15 protein-coding genes are annotated in these 13,180 nt (G+C 71.5%); 13 read left to right on the top strand and 2 right to left on the bottom strand.

The features are described 5' to 3' along the window. The first annotated feature begins 27 nt into the window (after window positions 1-27). The 3 genes from ACEN9J_RS05810 to ACEN9J_RS05800 are packed head-to-tail and all read left to right on the top strand — an operon-like array spanning window position 28 to window position 2,325. On the top strand, window positions 28-246 hold the full coding sequence (locus ACEN9J_RS05810) for a hypothetical protein (protein WP_057594956.1): 219 nt from the start codon (window positions 28-30) through the stop codon (window positions 244-246). Then, window positions 236-1,330, top strand: coding sequence for a tRNA adenosine(34) deaminase TadA (gene tadA, locus ACEN9J_RS05805; protein ID WP_413763578.1), 1,095 nt, complete (start codon window positions 236-238; stop codon window positions 1,328-1,330). Before ACEN9J_RS05810 ends, tadA begins: the two co-directional genes overlap by 11 nt. Continuing rightward, on the top strand, window positions 1,327-2,325 hold the full coding sequence (locus tag ACEN9J_RS05800) for an LD-carboxypeptidase (RefSeq protein ID WP_413763577.1): 999 nt from the start codon (window positions 1,327-1,329) through the stop codon (window positions 2,323-2,325). The genes tadA and ACEN9J_RS05800 overlap by 4 nt, the downstream gene beginning before the upstream one ends. Window positions 2,326-2,415: 90 nt before the next feature. On the opposite strand, the gene ACEN9J_RS05795 is transcribed toward ACEN9J_RS05800, so the two are convergent. Continuing rightward, complete coding sequence (locus tag ACEN9J_RS05795; RefSeq protein WP_057594959.1) at window positions 2,416-2,751, bottom strand: hypothetical protein; 336 nt, start codon at window positions 2,749-2,751, stop codon at window positions 2,416-2,418. Between the two features lie 347 nt (window positions 2,752-3,098). Here ACEN9J_RS05795 and ACEN9J_RS05790 point away from each other — a divergent pair, with 347 nt between their 5' ends. The 5 genes from ACEN9J_RS05790 to ACEN9J_RS05770 all read left to right on the top strand — a co-directional run bounded on the left by ACEN9J_RS05790 (window position 3,099) and on the right by ACEN9J_RS05770 (window position 8,449). Next, window positions 3,099-4,043, top strand: coding sequence for an adenylate/guanylate cyclase domain-containing protein (locus ACEN9J_RS05790; RefSeq protein WP_413763576.1), 945 nt, complete (start codon window positions 3,099-3,101; stop codon window positions 4,041-4,043). A 134-nt stretch (window positions 4,044-4,177) separates the two neighbouring features. After that, window positions 4,178-4,525, top strand: a complete 348-nt coding sequence (locus ACEN9J_RS05785; RefSeq protein ID WP_296735124.1) for a hypothetical protein — start codon at window positions 4,178-4,180, stop codon at window positions 4,523-4,525. Between the two features lie 210 nt (window positions 4,526-4,735). Then, window positions 4,736-6,571: a DUF1800 domain-containing protein gene (locus ACEN9J_RS05780; RefSeq protein ID WP_413763575.1), complete on the top strand. Its 1,836-nt coding sequence runs from the start codon at window positions 4,736-4,738 to the stop codon at window positions 6,569-6,571. Between the two features lie 43 nt (window positions 6,572-6,614). Next, window positions 6,615-8,087, top strand: a complete 1,473-nt coding sequence (locus ACEN9J_RS05775) for a DUF1501 domain-containing protein (RefSeq protein ID WP_413763574.1) — start codon at window positions 6,615-6,617, stop codon at window positions 8,085-8,087. Beyond that, complete coding sequence (locus tag ACEN9J_RS05770; protein ID WP_057594963.1) at window positions 8,084-8,449, top strand: hypothetical protein; 366 nt, start codon at window positions 8,084-8,086, stop codon at window positions 8,447-8,449. Before ACEN9J_RS05775 ends, ACEN9J_RS05770 begins: the two co-directional genes overlap by 4 nt. A gap of 14 nt (window positions 8,450-8,463) precedes the next feature. Here the strand turns inward: ACEN9J_RS05770 and ACEN9J_RS05765 are convergent, their stop codons facing one another. Further along, entirely contained in the window at window positions 8,464-9,369 is a 906-nt protein-coding gene (locus ACEN9J_RS05765; protein WP_413763573.1) for a LysR family transcriptional regulator, read from the bottom strand. Between the two features lie 109 nt (window positions 9,370-9,478). Between ACEN9J_RS05765 and ACEN9J_RS05760 the strand changes: the two genes are divergently transcribed. The 5 genes from ACEN9J_RS05760 to ACEN9J_RS05740 all read left to right on the top strand — a co-directional run bounded on the left by ACEN9J_RS05760 (window position 9,479) and on the right by ACEN9J_RS05740 (window position 13,167). Further along, on the top strand, window positions 9,479-9,973 hold the full coding sequence (locus ACEN9J_RS05760; RefSeq protein WP_413763572.1) for a cupin domain-containing protein: 495 nt from the start codon (window positions 9,479-9,481) through the stop codon (window positions 9,971-9,973). After that, window positions 9,951-10,709 (top strand): carboxymuconolactone decarboxylase family protein, encoded by a 759-nt coding sequence (locus ACEN9J_RS05755; RefSeq protein ID WP_413763571.1) that lies wholly within the window; start codon window positions 9,951-9,953, stop codon window positions 10,707-10,709. Before ACEN9J_RS05760 ends, ACEN9J_RS05755 begins: the two co-directional genes overlap by 23 nt. 175 nt (window positions 10,710-10,884) lie before the next feature. Then, complete coding sequence (locus tag ACEN9J_RS05750; RefSeq protein WP_413763570.1) at window positions 10,885-11,607, top strand: STN domain-containing protein; 723 nt, start codon at window positions 10,885-10,887, stop codon at window positions 11,605-11,607. Beyond that, window positions 11,604-12,104, top strand: a complete 501-nt coding sequence (locus ACEN9J_RS05745) for an RNA polymerase sigma factor (protein WP_057594968.1) — start codon at window positions 11,604-11,606, stop codon at window positions 12,102-12,104. The genes ACEN9J_RS05750 and ACEN9J_RS05745 overlap by 4 nt, the downstream gene beginning before the upstream one ends. 58 nt (window positions 12,105-12,162) lie before the next feature. Further along, the gene (locus tag ACEN9J_RS05740; RefSeq protein WP_413763569.1) at window positions 12,163-13,167 is read left to right on the top strand and encodes a FecR family protein; all 1,005 of its coding nucleotides are present in this window, start codon (window positions 12,163-12,165) and stop codon (window positions 13,165-13,167) included. Window positions 13,168-13,180 lie beyond the last annotated feature (13 nt).

Below are 13,180 nucleotides of genomic sequence, written 5' to 3'. Positions count from 1 at the left end.
CCACCGCCCGCGCGAAAGGCCGCTGAAATGCGCGGCCTCGGATTGATCGGTCTCGTGATCGCGCTCGCGATCGTCGCGCTGGTCGCGAAGAAGCAGTTCGCCGGCACGGCCGCGCCCGTCTCCGCCGATGGCTCGACGGCCCCGGCCCCGGTGCGCGACCAGGCTCGCCAGGTGCAGGACCAGTACAGGCAGGCCCTCGACGCCGCGATGCAGCAGTCGCAGCGCAAGATGCCCGATGACGAGTGAGCCGCTGAACGACGACGGCTTCATGGCGCTCGCGCTCGCCGAGGCGCGGCGCGCGGCCGAGGCCGGCGAGGTGCCTGTCGGCGCGGTGCTGGTGAAGGACGGCCGCGTGATCGCCACCGGCCGCAACACGCCCGTGGGCGGGCACGACCCCAGCGGCCATGCCGAGATCAACGCGCTGCGCGCCGGCGCCGAGGCGCTGCGCAACTACCGGCTCGAGGGCTGCGAGCTGTTCGTCACGCTCGAACCCTGCGCGATGTGCGCGGGCGCGATGCTGCATGCGCGGCTCGCGCGCGTGGTCTATGGCGCCGCCGATCCCAAGACCGGCGCTGCGGGTTCGGTGCTCGACCTGTTCGCGCTGCCCCGGCTCAACCACCAGACGCAGGTGCAGGGCGGCGTGCTGGCGGCCGACTGCGCGGCGCTGCTGCAGGACTTCTTCCAGCAACGGCGCGCGGCCGCGCGCGAGCAGGCGCAGCCGCTGCGCGACGACGCGCTGCGCACGTCGCCCGAGCGCTTCGCGGCGCTGGCCGACTATGCCTTCGCGCCGCACCACGTGCAGGACCTGCCGTCGCAGCGCGGCTGGCGCCTGCACTACGTGGACGAAGGGCCGGCCGACGGCGTGGCCTGCCTGTGCCTGCACGGTCCCGGCGAATGGGGCTATGCCTTCCGCCACCTCGTGGGCCTGCCCGGGCTGCGCGTGCGGGTGCCCGACCTGATCGGCTTCGGGAAGAGCGACAAGCCCAAGCGCGAAGCCGCGCACAGCCTCGAATGGCATCGCGACGTGCTGCTCGAATGGCTGGACCGGCTGCCGCCTTCGCCGATGGTGCTCGTGCATTCGCAGGCCGGCGCGAACCTGGCGGCGGCCTTGCATGCGGCCGCGCCCGCGGGCCGCTTCGCGGCGCTGCTGGCCGCGCCCGAGGGCGGCGAGCGCGTGCGCGATGCCTGGCGCGCGCCGTTCCCCGACCGCGGCTTCGAGGCCGCGCTGCGCGCGCTCGGCCCGCTGGCCCGGTCCTCGGGGCCGGACCGCGCGCAGGCGCTGGCACTGGCAGAGGCGGCGCGGGCCGCGATGGGATACTCGACGCCGTGAGCAACAAGCACATCTACATCTATTCCCCCTCCAGCGCGGTGCGCGACAAGGCCGCGTTCCGGCGCGGCGTGGCGCGCCTCAAGGCCCTGGGCCACGAGGTCGAGGTCGACGAGGCCGCGCTGTCCTTCCACCAGCGCTTCGCCGGCGACGACGCGACGCGCCTCGCGGCCATCGCGCGCGCGGCCGCGAGCGGAGCCGACATCGCGCTGATCGCGCGCGGCGGCTACGGCCTCACGCGCATCCTCGACGGCGTGCCGTTCAAGAAGCTGGCCAAGGCCATCGAGCGCGGCACCGAGTTCGTCGGCCTCAGCGACTTCACCGCGCTGCAGAACGCGCTGCTCGCGAAGACCGGCGCCGTGACCTGGGCCGGTCCCGCGGTGGGCGAGGATTTCGGTGCCGAGGCCGGGCCCGACGACATCATGGAAGCCTGCTTCGACGACCTCGCGAACGGGCAGGGCGAGGGCACGGGCTGGCGCATGCCGGTGCGCGACGCGGCGCTCAAGTTCAAGCCCGTGCACGACGCCGTGCTGTGGGGCGGCAACCTCTGCGTGCTGACCAGCCTGCTCGGCACGCCGTACTTTCCGGCGGTCGACCAGGGCGTGCTGTTCATCGAGGACATCAACGAGCATCCCTACCGCATCGAGCGCATGCTCGAGCAGCTGCGCATGGCCGGCGTGCTCGGCCGCCAGCGCGCCATCGTCTTCGGCCAGTTCACCGGCATGCGCAAGGTGCCGGGCTACGACCGCGGCTTCGGCCTCGACACGGTGATCGACCGGCTGCGCGCGCAATTGCGCAAGGTACAGGTGATCGCGGGCCTGCCGTTCGGCCATGTGCCGACCAAGGTGCTGCTGCCGGTGGGCGCGAAGGTCGAGCTCGCGGCCGACGGGCGCGACGTGTTCATGGTCTGGGGCCACCATCCGCACGGCGGCGCGCGGTCCCATGGCCACGATCACGGCCATGCGCATCACGCGCACGACCACGGCCACGACCACTGAAGCGCGCCCGCGCGGCGCAAAAAAAAGGCAGCCCGGAGGCCGCCTCGAAGCGAACGGCAGGCAGCTCGCGACCGCCTGCCATCCGTCACATCAGTGGTGGGGAATGCGCTGGTGCGCGCGCGGTCCCATCGAGCCTGGCAGGCCGCCTTCGAACATGCTGTTGATGCCCTTCATCTTGCGGCGCGCGGCGGTTTCGCCGTCGATCGCGCTGAGCGCGGTCATCACGTCCTGGCGCAGGTACCAGAGGGTTTCGACATCGGCGGCGAAGCGCACGCGCTGGCTCACGCGCTGCACGGAGTGGCCGCCTTGCGAGGGGAGCAGCGACAGCATCGCGCTGCGGATGCGGCCGAGCTGAAGGTCCTTGGTGCGTGCGTTGCCGGCACCCGACAGGTGCAGCAGACGAAGCAGGCGGCGGAGGATCGTCATGGCGAGTTACGTAACACCGAGAACAGGATTGGCGGTTACCTTAATCGGGCGGTGATCAAGAGACAAGTTGTGGAACATTGTTTCTTGTTTGAAAACAACACACTTTACGTAGCAGTTCGAGCAAAAACTGAAGAGTGTTTTCTTAAGTATTAATGCAATTGCGGGATTATTCCTACAGTGCTCGCAGTATTTGTCCGACGCCTCACTCTTCCTCTTCAGAATAGTGCGACTTGGTGAAGGATTTGACGGTACAAACCCGTCCAGGGATGACTGGATTTCGGCGTTCTCCGTGTCCGGTCGGAGATAGATACAACACAAAACAACGGCGGTGAGGCCGGATTCAGAACATGGTTGTCAACTCCACTGTGGTGTTTGCGGACCTGACCGGCAGTACCCGGGTCTTCGAGGCCATGGGCAATGCCCGGGCCACGGAGACGGTGACGCGCCTGACGCAATGGATCGGGGCGGTGTGCGAGAAGCATGGCGGCCGCGTGGTCAAGTCGCTCGGCGATGGCGTGCTCGCGCTGTTCGCCGAGGGCGCGGGCGCGATCCAGTCGGTGATCGAGCTGCAGCGCCAGCACCAGAAGCGCCTGCTGGCCTGGCCCGCGCCGCTGCGCATGGAGCTGCAGATCGGCGTGGCCAGCGGCGAGGTGCTCGAGGTCGATGGCGACTGCTTCGGCGACGCGGTCAACCTGGCCTCGCGCCTGAGCGATCTCGCGGGGCCGAGCCAGATCTGGGCCACCGAATCGGTGATCGTCCAGTTGCGCGAAGGCGCGGTCCATCACCGCGACCTCGGCCCGATCAACATCCGCGGCCGCAGCGAGCTGTCGGTGGTGCACCGCATCGACTGGCAGGAGGACGTCACCGCCTCGCTGACCGTCCCGGCCGCGCTGATGGCGGGGCGCCATGCCGATTCGAACTTCGGCCAGATCGAGCTGAGCTGGCTCGACGTGCGCTCGATGTTCCGCACCGAGCAGCTGCCGATCCACCTGGGCCGCGTCGACGGCGCCGAGTTCGTGGTCAACGATCCGCGCGTGTCGCGGCTGCACGCGCGCATCGAGCTGCGCCAGGGCAGCTGCGTGCTGACCGACCTCAGCACCTACGGCACCTGGGTGCGCTTCCACGGCAACGCCGGGCCCAGCAGCGAGATCGCGCTGCGGCGCGAGGAGTGCGTGCTGCACGGCAGCGGCGAGATCGGCCTCGGCGCGCCGCTCAGCGATTTCAGCGCGCCCACCATCGCCTTCAACACCATGGGCGGCGACGTGCTGCTGTCGCGCCGCACGGTCGGCTGAACGGCGCCGGCCCCGTCACGTTTGGCTACCAGAAGCGGTGGCCGGAGGTGCACGGCGCGCGGGGGCCGGGCGTTGCTCGTGCATCGGACCGCCGTTGGCGGTCGTTTCCAGCCAGCCCGCACCGGGAGCCCTCAGTGAACCTAAAGCCTTCTTCCTTCTCGTCGCGCGGCCTGCACGTGGCCGCGCTCGCCGCCGTGGCGCTCGCCTCGCTGTGCGCGGCCGGTGCCGCGAACGCGCGCGGCCACTGGTCGATCGAGATCGGCACGCCCGGCGCGGGCTATCCGCCGCCGTACTACGCGCCGCCGCCGGTCTACTACGAGCCCGCGCCGGTCTACTACGCGCCGCCACCGCCGGTGTACTACCGCCCGCCGCCGCCCGTGTACTACCGGCCGGCACCGCTGATCGCGCCGCCGCCGGGCCGGCTCTACTACGGTCCCGGCTACCCGTACCGCGCGCCCAACGACGACGGGGACGACGACTGACACGCGCAGTGTCCTCCTGAGCGCTTGCTGAAGACAATTCAGGGCAGGAATTGTCAAATTGTGTTTCCTGGGCGACGAAAAAGTCACACAAGTTCACATTTCTAAGCCGAAAGTCCGTTGATTTCGGCCCCTCGATCCACGGAAACCGGTAGGGCATGGGCCTTGCCTCCTGACCTCCATCGGCGCGCGGGCGCCGCAGGAGCGAGGGTCATGTTCGACACGGAAGAAGCCGGCCGGCAGGCAGCGGCTCATGGGATGGAGGATGCGCCGCTGGCGCGGGACGGCGACGGCACGCCCGGCGCCGAAGGATCGGCCGGGGCGCTGAAGGGCTTCGCGCTGTTCGCGATGCTGGCGCTGATCGCGGGCTGTGGCGGTGGAGGAGGCGGCGGTGGCGCGGGCGGCGGCATCTTCCCCGGCGCGGCTGGCGGCGGCAATCCGCAGCCCGATACGTCCGCGCCCGCCGACACGGGTCCCTACCACTACCTGCAAGCCAGGAGCGACGCGGAAGCCGCGCGCTTCCTGCTGCAGGCACAGTTCTCGGCCTCCGAGGCGGAGATCGCCACGGTGCGCAGCCTCGGCTACCTGCCCTGGCTCGAGCAGCAGTTCAACGCGCCGCGCACCCAGACCGCCTGGGAATGGGTCGAGAGCCAGCCCTACAACGGCACCGACATCGATGCCACCGTCTGGCGCCAGCTCATGCTGTCGGGCGACGCGGTGCGCAAGCGCATGGCGCTCGCGCTCAGCGAGATCTTCGTGGTCTCGGCCAACGACATCGGCTCGAGCTGGCCGACGCACATGATGGCCCAGTACTGGGACATGCTGGCCGCCGGCGCCACCGGCAACTTCCGCCAGCTGCTCGAGGCCGTGACGCTCAATCCCGCGATGGGCTTCTACCTCAACACGCGCGGCAACCAGAAGGAGAACAACCGCGGCCGCCAGCCCGACGAGAACTATGCGCGCGAGGTCATGCAGCTCATGAGCATCGGCCTGCAGCAGCTCGAGGCCGACGGCACGCCGAAGACCGGCGCCGACGGCCAGCCGCTCGACAGCTACACGCAGAACGACGTGAGCCAGCTCGCGCGCGTGTTCACCGGCTACGACCTCGACATCAAGCCCGGCGAGCAGAACGGCTTCCGCCCGCCGGGTGCGAGCTACACCGTCGAAACCAGGGACTGGACCACCCGGCCGATGGTGCTCGACGCGAGCCGCCACTCGATGCTCGAGGCGAAGTTCCTCGGCGCCACCGTGCCCGCCAACACGCCCGGCGCCGCCGCGCTCAAGATCGCGCTCGACACGCTGTTCAACCACCCGAACGTCGGCCCCTTCATCGGGCGGCAGCTGATCCAGCGGCTGGTCACGAGCAACCCGAGCCCGGCCTACGTGAAGCGCGTGGCCACGGCCTTCGCCGACAACGGCGCGGGCGTGCGCGGCGACATGAAGGCGGTGTTCGCCGCCGTGCTGATCGACGACGAGGCACGCGGGCCGGCCGGCCTGGCCAGCCCCGACTTCGGCCGCCTGCGCGAACCGATGCTGCGGCTGGCGCAATGGGGCCGCAGCTTCGGCGTGAGCTCCACCAAGGGCACCTGGCGCATCGGCGACCAGAGCAATGCCAGCTACGGGCTGGGCCAGAGCCCGCTGCGCTCGCCCTCGGTCTTCAACTACTTCAGGCCCGGCTACGTGCCGCCGGCCACCGCCATCGCCGAGCGCAAGCTGGTGGCGCCCGAGTTCCAGATCGTCAACGAGTCCAGCGTGGGCGGCTACCTCAACTTCCTGCAGAACGCGCTGCCCTACGGCATCGACAACGGCGACGTGCGCGCCGCCTACGCGGCCGAGAAGGCGCTGGCGCTCGACCCCGCGGCGCTCGTGAAGCGGCTCGACCTGCTGCTGACCGGCAACCAGCTCTCGAACGCCACCGTGAGCCTGATCGTCAATGCGCTCGCCACGCCCGCGCTCAACGCCAGCAGCAGCGAGGGCGCCCGGCTCAACCGCGTCTGCGCCGCCGTGATGCTGGTGATGGGCGCGCCCGAATACCTGGTGCAGAAATGAACCCCATGACCTCGACGAACACGGCCAGCCAGGAGCGGCGCCCATGCATCTGATCGATCCCGCGCGCCACACCCGGCGCGCCTTCCTGCGCCGCTCGGGCCAGCTCGCGATGGCCGGCACCGCGCTGCCGTTCGCGCTCAACCTCGCGACCATGGGCGAGGCCGCGGCCCAGGCCGCGTCCGGCGACGACTACAAGGCGCTGGTCTGCGTCTTCCTCTACGGCGGCAACGACTACGCCAACACGGTCGTCACCTACGACACCGACAGCTACGGCAAGTACAGCCAGATCCGCGGCGGCAACGGCGATGCCGGCGGCGGCATCGCGATCCCGCGCGCCCAGCTGCTGCCCACCTTGCTCGCGCCCACGCAGGCCTTGCCGGGCGGGCGGCAGTACGCGCTGCATCCGTCGATGACCGCGCTGGCCGACCTGTTCCACGGCGAAGGCAAGGTGGCGGTGCAGCTCAACGTCGGCCCGCTGATCGCGCCGATCACGCGCGCCCAGTACGACAGCGGCAACCGCAAGGCCTGGCCGGTGCCGCCCAAGCTGTTCTCGCACAACGACCAGCAGTCGGTCTGGCAGTCGTCCTCTCCCGAGGGCTCGACCGTGGGCTGGGGCGGCAACATCGGCGACCTCGTGCTGTCGGGCAACACCGGCGCGCTGTTCACCTGCATGTCGGTCGCTGGCAATGCCGTGTTCCTCTCGGGCGACCGGGCGCTGCAGTACCAGGTCGGCACCGGCGGCGCGGTGCGCATCTACAGCGTGGGCGACAACACCGGCAACCTGTTCGGCTCCGACACCGTCAAGGCCGCGATGCAGCAGCTCGCGCAGCAGTCGCGCGGTCACACGCTCGAGGAGGAGTACAGCAAGGTGGTGCGGCGCGCGGTCAAGGCCGAGGGCCAGGTCACGGCGGCGATCCAGAGCGACTTTCCCGCCGGCGCCTTCCCGGCCAACAACGGCCTCGCGAGCCAGCTCAAGATGGTCGCGCGCCTGATCCGCGGCCGCGCCTCGCTGGGCGTGAAGCGCCAGGTGTTCTTCGTCTCGATGGGCGGCTTCGACCTGCACGACAGCCTGATCGCCAACCAGCCCGGCCTGATGCAGCGGCTGTCCGACGCGATGGCAGCCTTCCATCGCCAGATGGCGGCGCTGGGCCTGGCCGAGCAGGTCACGGCCTTCACGGCCTCCGACTTCGGCCGCACGCTCTCGTACAACAGCGACGGCTCCGACCACGGCTGGGGCGGCCACCACTTCGTGGTCGGCGGTGCGGTCAAGGGCAGGGCGATCTACGGCACGCCGCCGCCCGTGAGCATCGGCAACACCGCGGCCGATGCCGACCAGTGGCACGTGGGGCAGGGCCGGCTGCTGCCCACGACCTCGGTCGACCAGTACGCGGCCACGCTCGCGCGCTGGTTCGGCGTGCCCGACAGCCAGCTCGACGAGATCCTGCCGAACCTGAAGAACTTCGGACGCACGGCGAATGGCATCGCGTATCCGCGCAACGTCGGGTTCATGGCATGAACATCATGGGCCACGTCACCTTGATGGGCAGCCTCGACAGCGTCGAGGGCGGCATCAGCGTGGACTTCGGTCCCAAGCCGCGCCGCGCGGCCGCGCCCGCGGCGCCCGCCACCGGCCTCGCGCGGCGCCGGCCCTTCGCCAGCGTCGAAGCCGCGATCGCGGCCATCGAGGCGCTGGACCGCGAGCTGCGCAAGTTCGAGCTCGCGGTCGACGACGGGCTGCAGGATTACCTGGGCGTGCAGATGGCCCAGATCACCGACTGCGCGCTCACGCGCGGCTGGGAGCCCGTGGGCTTCGTGCAGGACGAGGGCTTTCGCGTCTACCGCTACGAGCGCGTGCGCGGCCGGCGCAGGCTGGGCTGAGCGCCCGCGCGGCCTCAGCTGCCGCGCGGTGCCCGGTAGCGCAGGGCACCGATCACCAGCGCCAGTGCCGGCGACAGCTGGCGGCGGTTGGCGTGGTAGAGGTGATAGCCGGGGAAGGTCGGCCACCAGTCCCGCAGCACCGGCACCAGCGTTCCCTGCGCGATGTGCGGCGCCATGATGTCGAGGGGCACGCAGGCGAAGCCCAGGCCGTCCAGCGCCGCCTGCAGCATCAGGTAGGTGTTGTTGAACGTCGCCTGTCCGCGCACCCGGACGCCGAGCGCCTCGCCGTCCTTCTCGAAGTCCCACGCATACAGGCCGCCGTGCGTGGCCAGCCGCAGGTTCACGCAGCGGTGCGCCGTGAGGTCGCCGGGCACCAGCGGCAGCGGCTTGCCGGCCAGGTAGCCGGGCGAGGCGGCCACCGCCATGCGCAGCGGCGGCGCGATCGCCACGGCCACCATGTCCTTGTCGACGCTGCTGCCCAGGCGCACGCCCGCGTCGAAGCGCCGGGCCGCGATGTCGGTCAGCGCGTAGTCCACGCTGAACTCGATCTCGATGTCGGGATGCTCCCGCAGCAGCGGCAGCAGCCGCGGCCACAGGACCGTGGCAATGGCATGGTCGTGCGCCGTGATGCGCACCGTGCCGGCCGGCTTGTCGCGCATCGCGCTCAGCGATTCGAGCTCCTGCGCGATCTCCTGCAGCCGCGGCGCCAGCGTGTTCAGCAGCCGCGCGCCGGCATCGGTCACCGAGACGCTGCGCGTGGTGCGCGTCAGCAGCCGCACGCCGAGCCGGGCTTCGAGCGCCAGCATCGAATGGCTGAGCGCCGAGCGCGAGACGCCGATCTGCGCGGCCGCGCGCGTGAAGCTGCGTTCGCGCGCGACGACGACGAAGGCTTGCAGGTCGTTGAGGTTCTCGGTGGTCACGGATGAATTGGTGAACTGGATTCACAAGTGCATCCCGATTTTGCAGTCTTCTCAACCAATGGCGCGCTTCCTAGAGTTCGGGCATCGGTCCATTTCCCAGGAACTCTCCATGTGCCATCGTCCCCTCCAAGCCGCCTTCTGCCTGGCGGCACTCCACAGCCTGAATGCCGGCGCCGTCGAAAACGCGCCAGCCGTTGCCGAGGCCCAGCAGATCGCGCGTGCCGGCAGCCAGGCCTCGGTGGCCGGGCCCGCCGAGTACTTCACCGGCCGCGTGCGCATCGATCCGGTCTGGCCGGCCAGCGAGACCCTCAACGCCTCCGGTGGCCTCGTCACCTTCGAGCCCGGCGCGCGCTCGGCCTGGCACACGCACCCGGCCGGGCAGCGCCTGGTCGTGACATCGGGCGTCGGCCTGACCCAGGAGTGGGGCCGGCCGGTGCGGGAGATCCGGCCCGGCGATGTCGTCTGGTGCCCGCCGGGCGTCAAGCACTGGCACGGCGCGGCGCCGGGCACCGCGATGACGCACCTGGCCGTCACCGGCACGGTCGATGGCAGGAACGTCGAATGGCTCGAGAAGGTGTCCGATGCGCAATACCCCCAGCGTTGACCGGTCCCGCAGGAGCGCGCTCGCCTCCGCCCTGGGCCTGGCCGCCGCCGCCTGCCATGCCGCGCCCGTGAACGCCGCGCCCGCCGGCACCGGATCCCTGAGCGCGCGCCAGCAGGCGATCGTTCCGATCGCGGCTTTCGCCGCGAGCGGCGACATCGCGCGCCTGTCCGCCGCGCTGCAGCGGGGCCTCGACGCCGGCCTGGGCGTCAACGAGCTCAAGGAGCTCCTGGTGCAGGTCTACGCCTATGCGGGCTTTCCGCGCAGCCTCAATGCGCTGGGCGAGCTGATGAAGGTGCTCGAGGCGCGCCGGCAACGCGGCCTGCGAGACCGCGAAGGACCGCTGCCGTCGCGGCCCGTTCCGCGGGGCGATGCCCTGCTCGCGGCCGGCACCGCCAACCAGACGAAGCTCTCGGGCGGACCGGTCCGGGGCCCGCTGTTCGACTTCGCCCCGGCCATCGACGAGTTCCTCAAGACCCATCTGTTCGGCGACCTGTTCGAGCGCGACAACCTCGACTGGCAAAGCCGCGAACTCGCCACCGTCGGCATGCTGTCGGCGCTCGCGGGCGTCGAGCCGCAACTCCAGGCCCACCTGCGCATCGCGATGAACGTCGGGCTCGGCGCGGCGCAACTCGAGCAACTGGTCCGGGTGCTGGAGGCACAGGTCGATGCCGAGGCGGCGCGCCGGGCCCGCGAGGCCCTGGAACGGCAGCTCGCCGCCACGCGTTCCGGCGGCTGAGCCCGCGCCGGCCGGTCCGGCGCGGGGCCGGCCGTCATCGTTCGGACACGATTTCGTCATCTCGCGCGGTCACCATCCGGCTCGCCCAGGCTGCGATGGTCCCGATGTCCGCGGCCCGGCCCCTTTCGAACTCGCCGCGCATGCACCTTCCCCGCACCTCCATCCTCGATCCGGCATGCCCGCAGCGGGTTCACAGCTCGCGGCGGGACTGATGGCGGTGGTGGTGCTCCTGAGCGGCATGCCGGCCGCGCGCGCCGACGCGCCGCGCACCACCGCGGCCGACCCCGTGGCCGACCCCGCGGCGCCGATGCGCTTCGACATCCCGCGCCTGCCGCTGGCCGCCGCGCTGAGCCGCTTCCATGCGCAGACCGGCCAGTCGCTGCTCTACGACGACGCGATCGCCGAGGGCCGCATGGCCGGCCCGCTGCAGGGCGAGCGCACGCCCGAGGCCGCGCTGCGCGAGCTGCTCGCGGGCAGCGGCATCGTGGTGCGCTACACCTCGCAGGCGGCCTTCATGCTGATGCGTCCCGAGGCGCCGGACGCCGGGTCCGCGCCGGCTGCCGCGGCCACCGGCACGGCCAGCGCCAGCGCCGCCACCGCCGCGCGCCGCGGCTACTACACCGAGCTGCAGGCCCGCGTGACCGCGGCCCTGTGCGGCGATCCGGCCACCATGCCCGGCAGCTACCGTCTCGCGCTCAATCTCTGGATCGATGCCGAGGCCCCGGTGGTCGAACGCGTGCTGCTGCATCCCACCGGCAACGAGCGGCGCGATGCGCGCATCGCCGCGCGGCTCACCGGCCTCGCGCTCGCGTCGGCGCCGCCCGCGGGCCTGGCGCAGCCGATCGCGCTGCTGATCCTGCCGCGCCAGCCGGCGCAGACCGGCGACTGCCGCCCATGACGGCGCTGCTGAACTTCCTGGTGGAGCGCTACGACGTGCTGCGCCGCAAGCTCTCGCACCGGCTCGGCTCGGTCGAGCTGGCCGAGGACGTGCTGCACGACACCTACGTCAAGCTCTCCGCGCGCGCGCCGGCCGGCCCGGTGCACAGCCCGCAGAGCTTCCTGCTGCGCACCGCGGTCAACATCGCGATCGACCGCATCCGCGCCGACCGGCTCGAGCTCTCGGGCGAGGAGGTCGACGAGTTGCTGATGGCCGACGAGAAGGCGGTGGATCCGGCCGTGGCCGTCGAGGCGCGCGTCGACCTCGAGGCCGTGGCGCGCGCGATGGAGCAGTTGCCGCCGCTGCGCCGGCAGCTGCTGTTCGCCTCGCGCGTCGAGGGCATTCCGCAGAAGGAACTGGCCCAGCGCTACGCGATCTCGCTGCGGCGCGTCGAACGCGAGATCCACCTGGCGCACGAGTTCTGCGTCGAACAGATGCGAGGGCCGCGCAAGGACTGAGTTGGCGGCCGGCCCCGGCGCCGAACGTCCAGTCAGCAGCACACCGATGATTTCGAACATGGCCGACGACGATTCCGAAGTCCCCGATTCCCGTCTCGACGCGGAAGCGCGCGCGTGGGTGCGTCGGCTGCGCTCGGGCGCGGCCACGCGCAAGGACGCGCGCGAGCTCGCGCGATGGCGCGCGTGCGGCCCCGGCCACGCGCAGGCCTTCGAACGCGCCAAGCGCGAATGGCAGGCGATCGGCGGCGTGGCGCAGGCGCACCAGCGGCTCTTTCCCGCGGCGGCGGCACCGGCCCGCGCCGCCGCGCACGCGGCGGTGGCGGTCGATACGCGCCGGCGCTGGCTGCTCGGCGCGGGCTTCGCGAGCGCGGGCGCGGCGGCCGTCGCGGCGGTGGTGCATCCGCCGCTGGCGCTGTGGCCCTCGTGGTCCGAACTGGTGGCCGACTACCGCACCGGCACCGGCCAGCAGGCCACGGTGACGCTGGCGGGCGACGTGGAGCTGATGCTCAACACCCAGACCAGCCTCGCGGTGCAGCCCGCCGGCGCGGCCGGCAGCGGCGAGCGCATCCGGCTGATCGCGGGCGAGGCCACGCTGCGGCGCGGACCCGGCGCGCCCTTCGTCGAGCTGGTCGCGGGCGACACGCGCATCGTGCCCGGCGTGGGCAACGTCGCCGTGTGGCGCCAGGAGGAGCGCTACCGCGTGAGCTGCATCGAGGGCCGCGTCGAGGTCATGCATCCCATGCGCACCGTCGCGCTGCTGGAGGGCGAGCAGATCTGGTGCGGCGCGACCGGCGTGTCGCCGGTGGCGCAGGTGGACATGGCGCAGACCCAGGCCTGGCGCCGTGGCGAGCTGGTGTTCCGCGGCACGCCCTTGAGCGAGGCCATCCACGAGATCAACCGCTACCGCAGCGGCCGCGTCGTGCTGGCGAGCGACTCGCTCGCGCGCCACCGGCTCAGCGGGCATTTCCGCATCGACGCCCTCGACGAGGCGATCGAGCAGATCGAGGTGCTGTTCGGCGCGCGCGCCACGCGCTGGCCGGGCGGGATCGTGATGCTGGGCTGAACGCGGGCCGCGC

This window comes from Variovorax sp. Varisp41, from assembly GCF_047325085.1.
Taxonomy (GTDB): domain Bacteria; phylum Pseudomonadota; class Gammaproteobacteria; order Burkholderiales; family Burkholderiaceae_C; genus Variovorax.
This window is presented reverse-complemented; position numbering and strand designations above follow the sequence as displayed.